This is a genomic window from Micromonospora sp. NPDC047756, assembly GCF_055587245.1.
Map to the genome: position 1 here is coordinate 122,248 of NZ_JBVJGQ010000008.1, position 14,143 is coordinate 136,390.

30 protein-coding genes and 2 tRNA genes are annotated in these 14,143 nt (G+C 68.1%); 30 read left to right on the plus strand and 2 right to left on the minus strand.

Annotated elements, in window-relative coordinates; all coding sequences use genetic code 11:
* The first annotated feature begins 74 nt into the window (after positions 1-74).
* The 23 genes from ACZ6NZ_RS26095 (at position 75) to ACZ6NZ_RS26205 (ending at position 9,498) form a co-directional block, all read left to right on the plus strand.
* A complete protein-coding gene (locus ACZ6NZ_RS26095; protein ID WP_465860706.1) occupies positions 75-257 on the plus strand; it encodes a hypothetical protein in 183 nt (60 codons plus the stop codon).
* Positions 254-748, plus strand: coding sequence for an HD domain-containing protein (locus ACZ6NZ_RS26100; RefSeq protein ID WP_465860707.1), 495 nt, complete (start codon positions 254-256; stop codon positions 746-748). The genes ACZ6NZ_RS26095 and ACZ6NZ_RS26100 overlap by 4 nt, the downstream gene beginning before the upstream one ends.
* Complete coding sequence (locus ACZ6NZ_RS26105) at positions 745-1,092, plus strand: hypothetical protein (protein ID WP_465860708.1); 348 nt, start codon at positions 745-747, stop codon at positions 1,090-1,092. The genes ACZ6NZ_RS26100 and ACZ6NZ_RS26105 overlap by 4 nt, the downstream gene beginning before the upstream one ends.
* On the plus strand, positions 1,089-1,499 hold the full coding sequence (locus ACZ6NZ_RS26110; RefSeq protein ID WP_465860709.1) for a hypothetical protein: 411 nt from the start codon (positions 1,089-1,091) through the stop codon (positions 1,497-1,499). Before ACZ6NZ_RS26105 ends, ACZ6NZ_RS26110 begins: the two co-directional genes overlap by 4 nt.
* On the plus strand, positions 1,496-1,915 hold the full coding sequence (locus ACZ6NZ_RS26115; RefSeq protein ID WP_465860710.1) for a hypothetical protein: 420 nt from the start codon (positions 1,496-1,498) through the stop codon (positions 1,913-1,915). The genes ACZ6NZ_RS26110 and ACZ6NZ_RS26115 overlap by 4 nt, the downstream gene beginning before the upstream one ends.
* A complete protein-coding gene (locus ACZ6NZ_RS26120) occupies positions 1,912-2,376 on the plus strand; it encodes a hypothetical protein (protein WP_465860711.1) in 465 nt (154 codons plus the stop codon). Before ACZ6NZ_RS26115 ends, ACZ6NZ_RS26120 begins: the two co-directional genes overlap by 4 nt.
* Positions 2,373-2,729 carry a hypothetical protein gene (locus ACZ6NZ_RS26125; protein WP_465860712.1) on the plus strand — a complete coding sequence of 119 codons (357 nt, stop codon included), beginning with the start codon at positions 2,373-2,375 and terminating at the stop codon, positions 2,727-2,729. Before ACZ6NZ_RS26120 ends, ACZ6NZ_RS26125 begins: the two co-directional genes overlap by 4 nt.
* Positions 2,726-2,941, plus strand: coding sequence for a hypothetical protein (locus tag ACZ6NZ_RS26130; RefSeq protein WP_465860713.1), 216 nt, complete (start codon positions 2,726-2,728; stop codon positions 2,939-2,941). Before ACZ6NZ_RS26125 ends, ACZ6NZ_RS26130 begins: the two co-directional genes overlap by 4 nt.
* A 173-nt stretch (positions 2,942-3,114) precedes the next feature.
* Entirely contained in the window at positions 3,115-3,378 is a 264-nt protein-coding gene (locus ACZ6NZ_RS26135; RefSeq protein ID WP_465860714.1) for a hypothetical protein, read from the plus strand.
* Positions 3,375-3,677 (plus strand): hypothetical protein, encoded by a 303-nt coding sequence (locus ACZ6NZ_RS26140; RefSeq protein ID WP_465860715.1) that lies wholly within the window; start codon positions 3,375-3,377, stop codon positions 3,675-3,677. The genes ACZ6NZ_RS26135 and ACZ6NZ_RS26140 overlap by 4 nt, the downstream gene beginning before the upstream one ends.
* A complete protein-coding gene (locus ACZ6NZ_RS26145; RefSeq protein ID WP_465860716.1) occupies positions 3,674-3,853 on the plus strand; it encodes a hypothetical protein in 180 nt (59 codons plus the stop codon). The genes ACZ6NZ_RS26140 and ACZ6NZ_RS26145 overlap by 4 nt, the downstream gene beginning before the upstream one ends.
* Entirely contained in the window at positions 3,850-4,014 is a 165-nt protein-coding gene (locus ACZ6NZ_RS26150) for a hypothetical protein (protein WP_465860717.1), read from the plus strand. Before ACZ6NZ_RS26145 ends, ACZ6NZ_RS26150 begins: the two co-directional genes overlap by 4 nt.
* Positions 4,011-4,247: a hypothetical protein gene (locus ACZ6NZ_RS26155; protein ID WP_465860718.1), complete on the plus strand. Its 237-nt coding sequence runs from the start codon at positions 4,011-4,013 to the stop codon at positions 4,245-4,247. The genes ACZ6NZ_RS26150 and ACZ6NZ_RS26155 overlap by 4 nt, the downstream gene beginning before the upstream one ends.
* The gene (locus tag ACZ6NZ_RS26160) at positions 4,240-4,608 is read left to right on the plus strand and encodes a hypothetical protein (RefSeq protein WP_465860719.1); all 369 of its coding nucleotides are present in this window, start codon (positions 4,240-4,242) and stop codon (positions 4,606-4,608) included. Before ACZ6NZ_RS26155 ends, ACZ6NZ_RS26160 begins: the two co-directional genes overlap by 8 nt.
* Before the next feature lie 81 nt (positions 4,609-4,689).
* A complete protein-coding gene (locus ACZ6NZ_RS26165; protein WP_465860720.1) occupies positions 4,690-4,926 on the plus strand; it encodes a hypothetical protein in 237 nt (78 codons plus the stop codon).
* Positions 4,927-4,992: 66 nt separating this feature from the next.
* Complete coding sequence (locus tag ACZ6NZ_RS26170) at positions 4,993-5,541, plus strand: endonuclease domain-containing protein (protein WP_465860721.1); 549 nt, start codon at positions 4,993-4,995, stop codon at positions 5,539-5,541.
* A gap of 29 nt (positions 5,542-5,570) precedes the next feature.
* Positions 5,571-6,098 carry a hypothetical protein gene (locus tag ACZ6NZ_RS26175; RefSeq protein ID WP_465860722.1) on the plus strand — a complete coding sequence of 176 codons (528 nt, stop codon included), beginning with the start codon at positions 5,571-5,573 and terminating at the stop codon, positions 6,096-6,098.
* Between the two features lie 63 nt (positions 6,099-6,161).
* On the plus strand, positions 6,162-6,359 hold the full coding sequence (locus ACZ6NZ_RS26180; protein ID WP_465860723.1) for a hypothetical protein: 198 nt from the start codon (positions 6,162-6,164) through the stop codon (positions 6,357-6,359).
* A gap of 185 nt (positions 6,360-6,544) precedes the next feature.
* On the plus strand, positions 6,545-6,904 hold the full coding sequence (locus ACZ6NZ_RS26185) for a hypothetical protein (RefSeq protein WP_465860724.1): 360 nt from the start codon (positions 6,545-6,547) through the stop codon (positions 6,902-6,904).
* A complete protein-coding gene (locus tag ACZ6NZ_RS26190) occupies positions 6,904-7,449 on the plus strand; it encodes a hypothetical protein (protein WP_465860725.1) in 546 nt (181 codons plus the stop codon). Before ACZ6NZ_RS26185 ends, ACZ6NZ_RS26190 begins: the two co-directional genes overlap by 1 nt.
* 478 nt (positions 7,450-7,927) lie before the next feature.
* Positions 7,928-8,001, plus strand: a tRNA-Lys gene (locus ACZ6NZ_RS26195).
* 5 nt (positions 8,002-8,006) lie between these two features.
* Positions 8,007-8,080 (plus strand) — tRNA-Gln (locus ACZ6NZ_RS26200).
* A 38-nt stretch (positions 8,081-8,118) separates the two neighbouring features.
* Complete coding sequence (locus ACZ6NZ_RS26205) at positions 8,119-9,498, plus strand: hypothetical protein (protein WP_465860726.1); 1,380 nt, start codon at positions 8,119-8,121, stop codon at positions 9,496-9,498.
* 603 nt (positions 9,499-10,101) lie between these two features.
* On the opposite strand, the gene ACZ6NZ_RS26210 is transcribed toward ACZ6NZ_RS26205, so the two are convergent.
* Together ACZ6NZ_RS26210 and ACZ6NZ_RS26215 are read right to left on the minus strand one after the other, a co-directional pair.
* Complete coding sequence (locus ACZ6NZ_RS26210; protein ID WP_465860727.1) at positions 10,102-10,467, minus strand: hypothetical protein; 366 nt, start codon at positions 10,465-10,467, stop codon at positions 10,102-10,104.
* A gap of 122 nt (positions 10,468-10,589) precedes the next feature.
* On the minus strand, positions 10,590-10,832 hold the full coding sequence (locus tag ACZ6NZ_RS26215) for a hypothetical protein (RefSeq protein WP_465860728.1): 243 nt from the start codon (positions 10,830-10,832) through the stop codon (positions 10,590-10,592).
* A gap of 112 nt (positions 10,833-10,944) precedes the next feature.
* Between ACZ6NZ_RS26215 and ACZ6NZ_RS26220 the strand changes: the two genes are divergently transcribed.
* The 7 genes from ACZ6NZ_RS26220 to ACZ6NZ_RS26250 all read left to right on the plus strand — a co-directional run bounded on the left by ACZ6NZ_RS26220 (position 10,945) and on the right by ACZ6NZ_RS26250 (position 13,653).
* The gene (locus tag ACZ6NZ_RS26220) at positions 10,945-11,217 is read left to right on the plus strand and encodes a hypothetical protein (protein ID WP_465860729.1); all 273 of its coding nucleotides are present in this window, start codon (positions 10,945-10,947) and stop codon (positions 11,215-11,217) included.
* Between the two features lie 256 nt (positions 11,218-11,473).
* On the plus strand, positions 11,474-11,719 hold the full coding sequence (locus ACZ6NZ_RS26225; protein WP_465860730.1) for a hypothetical protein: 246 nt from the start codon (positions 11,474-11,476) through the stop codon (positions 11,717-11,719).
* Between the two features lie 179 nt (positions 11,720-11,898).
* A complete protein-coding gene (locus ACZ6NZ_RS26230) occupies positions 11,899-12,087 on the plus strand; it encodes a hypothetical protein (protein WP_465860731.1) in 189 nt (62 codons plus the stop codon).
* Positions 12,084-12,425 (plus strand): hypothetical protein, encoded by a 342-nt coding sequence (locus tag ACZ6NZ_RS26235; RefSeq protein ID WP_465860732.1) that lies wholly within the window; start codon positions 12,084-12,086, stop codon positions 12,423-12,425. Before ACZ6NZ_RS26230 ends, ACZ6NZ_RS26235 begins: the two co-directional genes overlap by 4 nt.
* On the plus strand, positions 12,422-12,871 hold the full coding sequence (locus ACZ6NZ_RS26240; protein WP_465860733.1) for a hypothetical protein: 450 nt from the start codon (positions 12,422-12,424) through the stop codon (positions 12,869-12,871). Before ACZ6NZ_RS26235 ends, ACZ6NZ_RS26240 begins: the two co-directional genes overlap by 4 nt.
* A gap of 75 nt (positions 12,872-12,946) precedes the next feature.
* Positions 12,947-13,264: a hypothetical protein gene (locus ACZ6NZ_RS26245; RefSeq protein ID WP_465860734.1), complete on the plus strand. Its 318-nt coding sequence runs from the start codon at positions 12,947-12,949 to the stop codon at positions 13,262-13,264.
* A complete protein-coding gene (locus ACZ6NZ_RS26250; RefSeq protein ID WP_465860735.1) occupies positions 13,261-13,653 on the plus strand; it encodes a hypothetical protein in 393 nt (130 codons plus the stop codon). Before ACZ6NZ_RS26245 ends, ACZ6NZ_RS26250 begins: the two co-directional genes overlap by 4 nt.
* Positions 13,654-14,143 lie beyond the last annotated feature (490 nt).

Consider the following 14,143-nt stretch of genomic DNA (forward strand, 5'->3'; position numbering starts at 1 on the left):
CCGCCCACGACGTGTCCTGGTCCATCCACCTTCCCTGCGGGCGGTGTGGGAGCACCAGCGAGACGCTTGACTGCGTGCCCGTGAACAGCGTGTGGACCGGCAACGACAAGCGCATCTTCACCGTCACCGGCATCACCACGATCAACGGCAAGCCGAACGTCAAGTACGAGACATCATGGCCGGACCGCGACGACAAGGGTGTGGGCATCGCCGACCTCGACTACTTCGTCAAGCACCACACGGAGGTGACCCGGTGACCATCCCGACCGTGGCTGACGCCGACCAGCTCGCCGACCGCGCCCACTTCGGCCAGGTCGACAAGGCCGGCAACCCGTACATCGACCACCCCCGCGCCGTCGCCGCAATGCTCACCGAACACGGCGACCACGCCGTCATGGCCGGTCTGTTGCACGACGTTGTGGAAGACACATCGATCACCCTCGACGACCTTCGGAACATCGGCTACCCCGATGTGGTGGTCGACGCCGTGGACGCCGTGTCCCGGCGCGAAGCTGAGACGTACATGGACCTGATCCGGCGCGCCGCCGCGCACCCACTGGGCCGGCTGGTGAAGCTGGCCGATAACAGCCACAACTCGTCCGAGGCGCGGTTGGCGGCACTGGATGCGGAGAACGCGGAGTTCCTGCGGCGCCGGTACGCGAAGGCCCGCGCTGTACTGCTCGCTGCCGCCCACCGTCTCGCGCGACTGACCCCCTCAACCCCTTCGACTGAGAGGCCCCACCCGTGACCACCAGAAAAACCCGCCGCCTGCCCGCCTGCGCCCACGTTGAGATCGGCGCCAACCTCCGCACCACACACGACTACCTTGTCCACCTCGCCGTCGACCTGGGCAACACCTACCCGAAGACGTCCCGGCAGGCGCGGGCCGCCGACAAAGCACGGCGTGCCGTCGACGAGCTGCGCAGCGTGCTGGATGGCGTGTCGTCGGGCGAACTGCCCGACGACAGGTGGTCGACGGCGATTTACTACGGGGCCAACGAGGACGTGCGGCAGTTGGAGATTCAACGCGTGATGGAAGCGCACTGGGCGGACGACCCGGACTGCCCTGATTGCGCGGAGGCCCGACTGTGACCCGCAGTGCCGCCGCCTCCCTGCTGGCCATGCCCGGCGACCCGGACTTGGACGCCGACGTGGACGGCCTCACCGTCACCCGGGTTGGGGTTGACGTGAACACCCGCAGCATCACCGTGGAACTGGTCGACGGGTTCGGCCGGTTCGTCGACACCGCCGGCACGGTGCACACCTGCCCACCGGGCGGCTCCGACGGCCGCGCCGGCACAGCCTCGGTGGCAGCGTCGTTTCCTGCCGCCACCGAAGCCGACTGGTTGGAGCGTGTGGCCGTCCTGCGACGCTGGTGGGAGACGGGCCTCCCCGTCCGGTTGTGTGCCGCCCCCGGGCGCATCACCACACTGATCGAGGACCGGCGCACGTTTCTGCTGTTCCCCCGCAACCCCGCCCGAACGGAGGCCAGCCGATGAGCGATCGCGAACGGCTGCAAGTCGCGATTGCCCGCCTGCAACCGCAGACCACAGACCCGGGAGTGTGGGACGACCTGGCCGCCGAGCATGCCGCACTGGCCCCCGCGCGGGCACGCGCCAATCAGGCGCTACTCGGGGACGAGACGGACGGCTATTCGATGGCCGGGGTGTGGACTGCGATTGTCGTTGACCAGTCGGGCGGGATCCTCACTGACCTCGGCAACTGCGATCCGCGGCCCTACCACCGCATCATGGTGGTACGGGCCCTACTCGGTATCGCCGACGTGTACGACATTCAAGACGACCAAGTGTTGTACGAGGCTCAGGGTTGGAAGGATCCGGCCGTGGAGTGGGTGGAAGCGCAGGCCGTGGCGGCGGCGCTCAACGCTGCCCAGAGTGCGGAGGTAACCCGATGAACGGTGCCCTGCTCGCCTTGACCCTCGTCCTACTGGCAGCCGCCGCCGGGTGGCTTCTGTTCCTGCTGATCCGCCCCTGGTGGGACGCCACCCGCCCCGGGCCGGAAGTGGGCTCCCCCCGGGATGTCCGGGACTCTGAGCGGCGCTGGCGGGAACACAACACCGCAGCCCGCAATGCTGGTTGCCCGTGCGGGCAGCCAGCCACCGAGGTTCGCCGCGACCCGCAGGTGATGGGGTCGGTGCCCTGCGAAACGTGGACGTGCGCCGAACACGTGGATGTGGGGGCGTGGACGTTCCCCCCGGACGCACCCCTTGACGCGAGCGAGCGGATGGCGACGGTGCCGTTGTACGAGCACCACCAGCCGATCGAAGGCTTGGATGCCCCTCTGTCGGGTGGTCCGATCGGTGGACCAACCACGCACTGGTACTACCCGGTCAAGCCCGATCAGGTGGCCCGATGAGCGACACGCAGTTTTGGGCACTCGTAGCCTTCGCCGTGCTGGCCGCGATACTGGCGGGCATCCTTCTGGGCGCGCTGCTCACAGCCGTCAAACGCTGGTTGAAGTGCCTCAACCCGGCGGACCTGCCACCGGTCGTGGCCATCGCCAGCCTCTGTGCCGTCACCGCAGTGGGCGCCACCCTGAGCGCGACGGGTGGTACCACGACCGGTATTGAGGCGGTCACCATCGTGACGGTGGGTGTTGCCGCGTTGGCCGCTATCGGCGCGGTCACGTGGTGGGCGCATCAACAGCTCAACCGGCGCTCCCTCAGCGCCTGGCGGCAGACTGACTGCCACGAGGCGGCGGACCGGTGAAAGAGTTCCTGGGCTGGCTGGGCGTCCTCTGGGTGTTGCTGGCGGCTGCCATGGTCGTCTTCTTCGTCGTCGCCTACATGACGGGCGGCGAAGTGAGCGACGGGGAGACGTATTGGCTGGTTAGGGGCGCGGTCGTACTGCTGCTGATGTGGGGGCTCGGCTACATCCTCGACCCGAACGCGGAGCCCATCAACCGTCGCCGCCGCCGGTGATGGCCCGCATGCCCGGCAGGGCGCACCCGCCGTGGTGCCCGACCTGCCGCCAAACCCCTGGCCGGGACTGCGTGTTACGGGAACGATCCGGTAAGCAAGTGAGGTTGAAGTTGAAGCGGGACCTACACCGTGAGCAGCACGAAAACTGACCAGACCACGAACGGAGACCCGTCATGGCCGAAGCCAACTGGCCGAGTGACAACCGCCTCGCCGACAATCAAAGCGCCACCTTCCGCGGCAGCGACTTCGTTGAAGCTGGTCTTGCAGCGACACCCCCGAGCGGCAGCGACGTCAGCTTCAGCAAGTTCACCGAGAACGGTCAGCGATACCTGGCCGTTACGGTTGGCGTCGCCGGTCACGCACGGCACTACGTGCTCAACCGCGATCAGATCGAGGCGTTGCGCGGCTTCCTGGCCGGGCCGGAGGCGACGCGATGACCGAGCCCACCGCAGCCGTGCTCGAATTCCTGAACGACAGCCGGCAGGTTGTCGAGCGACGACCGATCACCGCCGACCAGTTGGAACAGCTCATCGAGGACTGCGATGCGCGAGGCGTTCCGGCGCCGCAGATCGCCCACGACCTGCTCACCCTGGCCCGCCACGCGCCCCGCCTTGACGCGATCCTGGCCGAGTGGGATCCGCCGCGCTGGCCGGACTGGTTGGGGCCGCGCCCGGACGGGGTGCCGGCCACCGAGGCCGATCGCCCGCTGCTGCCGGTGGCGAGGTGGGGACGATGACCGCCCCGACCGCCGAGGTGACCGTGACGTGCCCCGACTGCGACGTGAGCATCCCGATCACCGTGTGGGCTGAGGTCGCCGGCCGCTCCGACGATGGGGTGCTGCAAGCGACAGTGCTCAGCGACCTAGTGGAGCTGAAGGCGCACAGTCTCACCTGCGACGGGAGCTTGGCATGAGCGACGATTCCCCGTGCCCCGGCCCGCTGGTGTGGTTTGACGCCCCACCGGACAGCGCCGTGCTCGAATGCGCCGCCTGCGGCTACCTGATCGTCTCCGGCAGCTTCAACGACCAAGCGCACGCCGAAACGCCGCTCATTCGGGAAGGACTCGTCGCATGACCGACGCCGCCGTGATCACCTGGGACTGGCGAGCACAACCCGACCTCGACCACCTGGCCCGAATCATCCGCGACCTGAGCGGCGGCACCGTTCACCTTCGCACGGTTGACACCAACTCCGATCAGTATGCGGTGGTCGTCGCCAACGCTGACCTGGACGAGGCGGCGGCGCAGGCGACCTACGAACGGTGGTACGAGGACGGTCAGGGCATGGGTGAGGTGCGCCGTGACTGACTCCCCCATTGAGCGTCTGATCGCCGCGTCGTCGCTGGGCACCCCCGAAGCGGTGGCCGCACGTGCTGGCGTGTCCGACGAGACAGCCCGGCGGATCGTGGAACGGTCAGCGCGCGGCCTGACAACCGAGGTCGTGCACTGCCCCGTCGACGGCTGTCAGTGGGATCACGTCCGCGTCGACCCCAACCAGTTCGCCCACCTGATCCGACTTGCCCCCGGCCGGCGTGGCCTCGACGTCGGCCCCGCGATGGCTGCCGCGTCACAGCTCGACGACGACGCCTGCCGCGTCCACCTCGGCACGCACCCGGTGGAGGACTTCGTGCGCACAATCAACGACCTACGCGCCCAACTGTCCCGCTAGACGTAGCCGAGTCGCTGACCTGCCTGGTCGCACCAGCCACCTACCGTGTCTCCGAGATCCCCCAACGTGAGGAGACACCCGGTGGCCCGCACCCGTGGCGAAGACAAACCCCTGTCAACGGCCATCAGTTGGCCTGCCGTGCTGGTGGTGGTGATCGCTGGCCTGTACCCGGCGTTCCACGGCGTGTACTGGGCCATCCCGCTCACCGCGGCGGCGACCGCAACCGGCATCGGGGTGTGGAAGGCGGTTCAAATCCTCGGCTTGACCCTCAACCACCTGCACTGGCGGGACGTTGAAGTCCCCGCCGCCGACGACTGACCGCCGGTGGCACTGCTGTGGGCGGTGAAGGTCGCTGCCATCCGACCTCCACACCACGGGGCGTGGATGCGGGTGCGCTCCCTGCGCCTGCCCGTGAAAGCCCTCGCCCGGCACCGGATGACCGCCGACCAGTACCGGCAACTCCGCAACCGGCAGGACGGGGTGTGCGCCATCTGCGGCGCCGGGAACTTCTACGCCGGCCAACCGGCGCCGCTCTACATCGACCACGACCACGCCTGCTGCTTCACCCACCACAAGACGTGCGGGCAGTGCGTGCGTGGGCTGCTGTGCTCCGGGTGCAACGGGTTCCTAGGAATGCTCGAACTGTGGGGGTCAACCCCCGGCGAAACCAACGACCGGAAGTGGACCGGCAAGGCGTACGACTACCTGATCCGCAACGGCTGCGACCCCGACGCCCCGGCCCGCCGGCAGCTCGCCGCGGACAGGCACCGGCAGAAGGTGTCCACCTGGCCGGGACCGTGCGTTTGCCGGATCTGCGACCCCACCCATCCGAAGCATGAAAGCTACAAGCGTCTGATCACCCGGGGGCTAACCGGTGGGATGCCGGCCAGTCAACCAGTGGAGTCGCCCGCAGCGCCGACGGTGGCAGACTGACCGTCCCCAACCGGTGCGAGGTGAACCCTGTGCAGCTTGACGACCTCGAACAACGACTCAGGCAGGTGTTGGCGAAAGCCGGGACCGGACGGCCCACCACCGCCGAGGATGTGCAAATGGCAGCCCAGGTGTGGTTGGTCGACGGCCAACCCGACGAGGCCGCCGCCGGCCACACCACTGGCGCCGACGTGCAATTGGCGGGGGTGGTTCGGGCGAACCTTGGCGGCGGGGACGCCGCAGCGCAAACCGTGTGCGACGCAGCCCACGTGTGGCGCGCCAGCACCCGGCTGGACCGTGGGCCCGAGCCGGGGCCGTCCCGCAGGATCCTCGCCGCGGTCGTCGACCAGCATCAGCCTTCGTGGTGGCGGCGCAACCATATGCGTGTCCTCATGGTGTTGGGGTTCGTGTCCGGGCTGAGCATCGCTACCGAAGGGATGATGACCATGCAGGGGTGGGGTCCCCTGTGGGTTCGGCAAACGATCCTGGTGTTCGGGGGTGTGCTGTTGTTGGCCTGGACGGCGCTCATTTTCGCGGACCGCAAGTTGTCGCGCCGGTGATGACCTGCCGATTCTTGATCTAAGAAATAGACAAACCCCTTCCCGTGGTCGCACAATTACGGTATGGGGACGACGACGGAAGCCGATGAGTTCAGCTACACCGTGTCGGGCTGGACGTGGGCCCGGCAGAAGGCGACCGTGCTGCGTAACGCTCGGATGGTCGCCCGCCGGAAGCGTCTCGAAGCCGACGGTGAGCCGGAGGTACATGTGACGCTGGTGTGGCGGCAGAAGACCCACCAGCCGCCGTTGGAGCACTGCTGAGTACCGAGCGCCACTAACGCCGCCGCCAGTTGCTGCACGCACTGCGGCGACTGGCGCGACGAGTACCCCAGCTCACGTGGTGTTTCGCACTACCGAAGCCACGCAGTTAGAGGCGTATGCTGCCTCGCATGGCCCGCCCGTCGGGGGCGGCGCAAGCAACACCCCTATCGGAGGGAGAACACCGCATGGCTTTGAGCAAGTTGGCGCAGCAGTTCGCCGACGAAATCCGGCAACACGACTGGTCAGACGCCCCCTACCGGGCCGACCGGGCAGGGCACAACCGGGACGACGACACCCGCAACCACCGCACTGTCGCCCAGTTGAACCAGGCAGAAACAGACACAATCCGGATGAACGTCATGTGGGTGACCGCCCAAGTGCTCGGCTACAACGACCCAAACCTTGACGTGTACGAGTACGCGGAAGCCTGCGGCGTCAACACCAACACCCCCACTGGCCGCCCCCGCTCGGGGGCTATCAGCGCCGGCCTGCGGTCCGCACTGACCGGCGGGTACGCCCGCCCTGGGACGAGGGATGACAGCTGATGGCGAAACCAATGCCGAACGGCCCCATACTCGACCTCATCGAGGGGTTGCTGATCGCCGCGCAGCACCCCGACTATCGCAATGTCACCCGCTACGGGCGCGACACGATGCCCGGTGGGCAGTCCCCGGCCGGGGTGAAAGCAACACACGACAGCGGATCTACGTCGATGCTGTGGGCGGCCGTGGAACCCCGCGACGCAAAACCTGTGCCCCCCGACGACGCGATGATGATGTCAATGCCCGGTCGCACCCTCCGCCTGGCACAACGCCTGCTGGACGCCGCCCAGCCCGCCGAGCTGGCGTCGTGGGAGTTGTGCGCCGCACCTGGCGTGGGTTGGCCGCAACACGGGGAAAGCGCATCCGCCCTGCGGGTCACGGCCCGTGATGGTTCGATAGCGTACCTGCGGGCCACCGCGGCGTCCGGGCCTCGCGGTGGTGCGGCGGAGCCGAAGCAGGATCCGTGCCCGGACTACCAGATCCCCCTGGAGGTAGTGGAGTGGCGCCACAGTCAAAATGCAGCGCGTGCGGTGCCCGTGTCGGTGTGATGCCGGACAACCCGGCTCCGCCGCATCAGCCGCAGGGCAGTCGGGAGACGTGCCCGGGTAGCGGTCAGCCGACGACCGAGATGTGAACGACGCGAAGCCCCGACCTATTGAGGTCGGGGCTTCGTCGTGTCGATCCTCATGTGCGCGCGGTTGGCACCCTCAGCACTCTTCTCTTGGCTTGCGCTTCCGCCCCCTACGGGCCGGTTCGATGCCCGCCGCCCTGGCGAGGGTCCTGAGGTGCGCGTCGGTGAACGGGCACCGCTCTGCCACAGCGCCTGGCGGTTCGCCCGCCCTCAGCATGTCCAGTGCGAGCTGTTCGATGCTGCGGCGCAACTCTCTCGCGTGGCGTTCAACCGGGCCCAGCTCCGCTGTCATCGCTTCAAGGCGGGCGTAGGCGTCGGCAGAGTCGGTCACACCGAAACAATATCGAACCTGCTTGCGATTTCCCTAGCCCTCCGGATACGCTCGGCGAGCACACCCCGTTGAAGCTCTGCGGTGGAGCGCCCGGCTCTTGGTACCGGGTGGACGCCGGTTCGAATCCGGTCGACGGGACAGGCCCCGCTGTAGCTCAGCGGTAGAGCGCCCGGCTCTGCATTCCGGGTGGACGCTGGTTCGAGCCCAGTCGGCGGGGCCCCACACTTCCTCACCCCACCACGAGAGGGGCCAGCCATGACCAACCCGAGCGTCCTCGACCAGTTGCACGCGTCCCTGGACTCCCGGCTGCGCCCCGAAGACGTCGCCGCCCTCATCCTCGACGCCGGCATCAACTTCACGGTCACGGAGCGGCGCCTGTTGGAACGCGCCAAAAAGGCACGCCCGCCGTGGTGGTACACGTCCATGTCCAGCGACTTCGCCCGCCCGGTCGACGCCTCACGTCAGCTCGCCACCCTGGTTCGCCTGTTCGACCACGACGCCCAGGTGTACGCGGGGACAGGTGTGGCCGGCGACCCGAACGCGCTGCGTGTTCTCGCCCACCTGGCGGGGCAGCCGCTGGGCTGGGCTTCCGGGGTTGACTTCAAGTCCCGGTCAAACCGGGAAGCACGCGCTGCCGCTGGCATCGAGTTGTCGAAGCGGCAGTACAACAGGGCGTGGCGTTTCCTCATCCGCCTCAACGACAAGATCGGCCGCCTGGACGTCGAACTACGTAAGCGGGAACTGATGCTGGTCGGCCGCTCCGGGCTGGTCGCTGACATCACCGCCGACCGGTTCAACGCGGACCCGAACGCGGCAGCGTTCGTCGCGTACTTCGTAGCCCGCAAGAACTTGCGCCGCCAGTTCAGCCTGTCCGGTAAGACCAACCCGATGGACGAGATCGCGGCCATGCTGTTGTCTCGCCTCGGCGACGAGTCGGACTGGTGGATGGTGTCACGCGCCCACTCTGTGCCCGAGGTTGTGGGCCGCCTGACACACGCCGAACAGGGCGAACTGCTGGGCCGCTGGTCGGCGCTGATGCGCGGCGCCGCCGACCTACTCAAGTCGGCGTGGGATCCGCAGGTCAACCGCACCACCATGATCGTGCGCCGGGGTATGGATTCGTCAACGTGGAACACGGTGGCGCAGGCGTACAACACGGCCCGTGCCGGCTGGATGAACGCCCTCTCCGCCACCGGCACCCTCGACCTGTTGGACGTGGCGTGCCCCGGCAAGGTGATGCGGCTGATGGCCGCCGACCTGGCGTACTGGCACCAGTCGACGGGTTCGGATGTGGACCCGGACACGGCGGTGTGGGCGGCGTTGCCGCTGCCGTGGGAGGTGCTTTCGGGTGAGGTGTCGTGCACCCGCGGCTACATGACGGAGACGTGCGGCCGGTTCGAGGTTGACCCGGTGAAGCGCGGTTGGGTTGGGCCGCGCGCCGTCGGCAACGTGGCACGGTTCGAGCCGACGCCGGAACTGGTGCACGGGGTGTCGATTGCCGACCCGGTGTGGGCGGGGCTGCTACGGCGGGCTGGCGTGTTCTCGGGCAAGAAGATCGCGGCCGGGTTCGAAGGCATCCCCGTTCCGCCGGACGTGGTGGTAAGCGGCCTGCCGTCCGGGAAGCTCGCGCTGTAGGTCAAGAGTCGAAGCCCCGACCTCGATCAGGTCGGGGCTTCGCCGTATCCGGGGCGGGTTAGGCGGCCCGCCAGCGTGCCCGCTCCTCCCCCGCCTTGCGGGTGCACCGCATCAGGGTCCCCTTCGACGTCCTACCCAACGCGCCTTCCGGGGTGCAGAACGCGCCCGGGTGCACCCCGCTTTGCACGGGCGGCTTGGTGGGCTTAGGGCTGGGTTTGCGGGTGGGTGGCTTCGTGGTCTTCGCCGGTGTTGGTGGCCGTGTCGACGGTTTCGCCGTCCGGGACGGGCTTGGGGCCGCCTTGCGTGTTGGTGTAACGCTGGGTGCCACCGCCACATCCGAGGCGGTGGGCGCAGGCACGGGTGTGGGTGTGGCGTCGTCGACGAGCTGTTGCACCCGGGTTGACGCGGTGGGGCTGCCCACGGCGGCGGGTTTGGTTTTGCCGTCGCCGCTGATGCTGTAGGCGATGGTGCTGCCGGTGCAGCACATGCCGAGGAGTGCGACAACACCGAGGGCGATCTTCTGGTGGCTGCGGAGTTTGCTCACCCCAGCCATGGTGGTGAGCGGGTCGGGTGTTGGGCACCCGCCGACCGGATGTCGGGGTGTCAGGTTGGCGACTGGTCGCTGCCCTTCCGCCGTGAGAGGCCCAGCAGGATCCGCATGTACTCGCGAGACCACACGTGCTTTGAGGCGCGCAGGATCGCGGACTGCTTCATGCCATCACGATGGGCAGCGCGCATAAGCTCGGTCAGGTGCTTCGCGGCTGCGCTTTGCCGCTCGACCGCGTCGCGGTACTCCTGAGCGGCCTCGGCAACGATCGGTAGCAGCGGACCGCATGGACGGGCCTGACGGTACCGCTGCCGGTGTTGAACCACGTTGAAGAGGGGCTTCTCGGCCAGGATTGCTTGCGCCTCGGCCACCTCGGCTGCGTCGCGGGTGTCGTACCAGGTGACCGCCTTGTCGGTGACCATGTGCCACCAGCCTTTCTCGCTGGCATGTGAGCGCCAGCGAGCGGCAGGGTCAAACCCGATGCCCACGTACAGCAGCTGGCCAGCCCCATTGCGCAAGCGGTAGAGAGCGGTCCGTTCCGCCGTCACTGGTTGGCCGCCTCATCGGCTCCCTGTCCGACGCTTCCGTCCCGTCTAGCTACCGGCTCCACCGGGGCCCGCCGGGGCATCTTCGCACCCTTCTCATGCACCGCCCATCGGGCGAAGTCACGCAGGTAGGTGGAGCGGTCTGTGCCCACGGCCTTCGCGGCGGCGTCCAGCTTCTCCCACAGCACCTCATCCATTCGGATGGTCTGCCGTGCCGTTCCCCGCCCGCTCTTTCCGGTCACGGCGGCCAGCGTAGTTGCCGTGCGGGTGTCATGACGGGAGGTGGCCAAGGTGTCATGACGACTCGCTCGCGGAGCAGTTGAAGGTGTCATGACACCATGCTACCTTTGTGTCATGACACAGGCCAGTCGCAACCAGCCGCAGAGTCGACCTGCCAGGCTGACGAAGCCGCAGCGGCGAGCCCTCGAAGGCATCGACATCCTGCGGGGTTGTAACGGCACCGAGATGAGGGCTCTGCGGGCAAACGGCAATCGGCGCGACGTTGTTGACCGGCTTTGCGCGCTTGGACTTGCGTTCGCCGCTGGCAGCTACGCCGACCCTGACCTGATCCGGTTTGACCTGACTGCGGCCGGGCACGAGGTGCTTGCAGAGGACGAGAGCCGATGAGTGCCGAGCCCGCCGCGATGACACGCCTAAGGGTTCGCCGCCACGGCAGCGGTCGAACCCACTACGCGGACGCGCCGCTCACACTCGTTCAGTCGGCCACGATCCTTGGCCGTGAATGTCGCGTCGTCGTTCCGCCGGTCGCAGCCTTATGCGGAGTAGTGCTGGGCGTTAGCGGTCCAGCGCCGATCGTCGTCATGCGCGAAACCGTGGAAGTCGGCTGCCGGGCTTGCCTTCGCCTGAGTGAGCGGAGCGCTGTATGACCCGCCAGCCTTTCGCCCACCAGGACTCCTCCGCCTTGGCCGGTGCCCCGATGGCCGTGTTCGTTGACGGCGAGTTCGTGGAGTACGTCGACCAGCAGGCCGACCCGTACGGCTATGACGCGATCGGTCGCATCCTGGCCAAGCTCGCGCCCCGCCACGTGTCGGCGGAGGCGCTGATCACGTGCGTCAACCACCCGCAGCAGTCCGCCGTTGACTGCACCATTTGCGACCCGGAGGACTGACCATGACCGTTGCGAACTCCGCACCGCTGACCGCTCGCGACTTCGTCATCCACATCCCGTCGCCTTCGCTGGCCTGCCTGTTGGAGGACTGCAATAACTGCCCGAGCGAGCCCGGCAAGTGCACCCACGATTGCCACAGCGCTCCAACCGCGGATCAAGCCGAGGGCTGACCGTTGCCGGTGGTCAAGAACCGTGCGGCGTTCGCCGAGCACGCCGCCCCGGAAGCCGTCGCCCACTATCTGCGCAAGGCGGAAGAGGCTGCGGCCAGGGCCAACGCGGAGGTGCGGTGGCTGACCGAACTGCTCGCCCAGAAGGCCAAGGCCGCCGACGAGGGCGGCACCCAACCGACAGACGGAGACACCGCATGACCACAGCGACCGACGAGCGCACCGAGCGTGCCGCGCGGACCCTCGCCTACTTCGAAGGCTCCGACGCGTTCACCGGCCCCGACACCGACAAACGGCGCGCCGCCCGCAACCTGTACCGGACCCGGGCCGCCGCCCTGCTGGCCCGCACCGGGACCGTTGCCCCACGGAAAACCAAGAGGCACACCGAACGCGCCGACACCGTTCTCGGCCTCAGCTTCGACCGGAAGGTCACCGCAGCCCAACTGGCGGCCCTCTCAGCCGACGAGATCACCGCCCTGTTTGGAGCGCTCAACACCATCGCGTCGATCACTCAGAAGCCGACCGGAGGAACCGCATGACCGACACCGCGACAACCGTCAGCCCGGAGGAGCGGCGCGCCCGCCTCGACGGACCTGTCCACCACTTCTTTGGCTTGTCCTACTCCAACTACCAGGTGATCCCCCGGGCTCTGATGCAGTCGATGCCCGTGCAGTGGCAGCAGCGCATGGTGGCCTGCCTCGAAGAGTTGACGGACGCCTACGCGCACCTCGATCACCCTGACGCCTACGAGGTGACAGCGGCGGTGGAATGCGATTACAGCGACCTCAACGACGCGGACATGAAAGAACTGGGCATCACCCAGCCGGACGCCGCCGAGGGTGAGGAGGACGAGATCCCGGACGTGTTCTACGACCGGAACGGCAACGAGCACCAGGCGTGGGAGCGGGTGCTGGTGCCGCGCAAGGGCGGCGACCCGATCCCGCACTACAACCGGGGACGGACGTTTGTCGAGCCAACGGCCTGATGGGCGTACCGCCGTGTCGGAACGCGTGTCCGACGCGAGCGGCAGCCGTTCAGACCAAACCTTCAGGAGGTCACCATGGACAACCGCGTCAGCGGCCTCAACCACGCCACCCTCGACGCCATCGGTGCGACAGCGGTCACCCTCCGCGCCAACCACCCGGCCACGGCACTACCCGACAGCCCGCACATCACCGACCGGGTGCGAGTGGAGTTCCTACGCGACCGGCTCTCCGACGTGGAGAACTCCACCGGGCGGCAGGCGACGCTGCGTGGGTTGGCGGAACTTGCGGCAGCGGCAGGCATGTGGATGGAACACGTCGACAGGCCGGCACCGCAGTTGAGCGGGCGAAAGCCGTCCGACCCGGGCGTCGACTACAGCGGGGAGGGCCAGTGACCGCCCCCGTGCACAGCATCCGTGTCACAGCGTTTTTCGGCGACGTGGAAACGTTCAACGAGCTGCACCTGATCGGCCTCTACCCGGACACCGCCACCCGGGACGGGGACGTGCACCGGTTTGCCGGACTGCCCGGCAACAACGGTGACGCCGTGTTCGCGCCGTCAAACTTGGATCCGGCCACCGCCGACCACATGTGCACCCCGGAGCAGGTGGCCACCGTCCGGCATTTCGGGCAGGTGGTGGGCGCCCTGTACGGGTATGAGGTGGACGACAACGGGCAGGACGTGCGGGATGCGGTCGAGCCTGTTCAGGCCGCGCCGCGTCGACGCCGGGCACGTCAGGTCGCTGGCCAGGGCGACCTGTTCACTGTCGGAGGTGCCGCTTGACGACCATCCCCGCCGATCTCAGCCAAGGCGAAAACGCCTGCCATTCGTGTTCCCGACCGGACGTCGTCCAACCGGACGGCAGCGTGCCACCCCACGACGTGCTCGGCCTTGCCTCACCGTGCGACGCCCCGCCGAGCATCTACCCCAGGTCGAAGGTGACGGCGGCTACCGACGAGGAACTGTTGGAGGCGTTCGGTAACGCCCGCATCCAGTTCTGGACGTGCCCGGAGCCGGGCCACAGTGACCGCAAAGGCCCCGGTGGGCGGCCCGTCGTCACCGTTGAGTGGCACGGGGGTGTTGCCCGCTGCACGCTGTCTGACTGCGGGCGGACCAGCGCGGGTGTTCGCGTGTTGCTGCTGCGTCACCCTGCCGCACCGCCCCCGATGGGCTGCCGTTGGTGTGGCACAGCACAGCGGGAACACCGGCAGCGGTGGAATCCGGGCCGGAAGTGGCATGGGTGGGCGGAGCCGACCCGGGCGCAGCGTGAGGC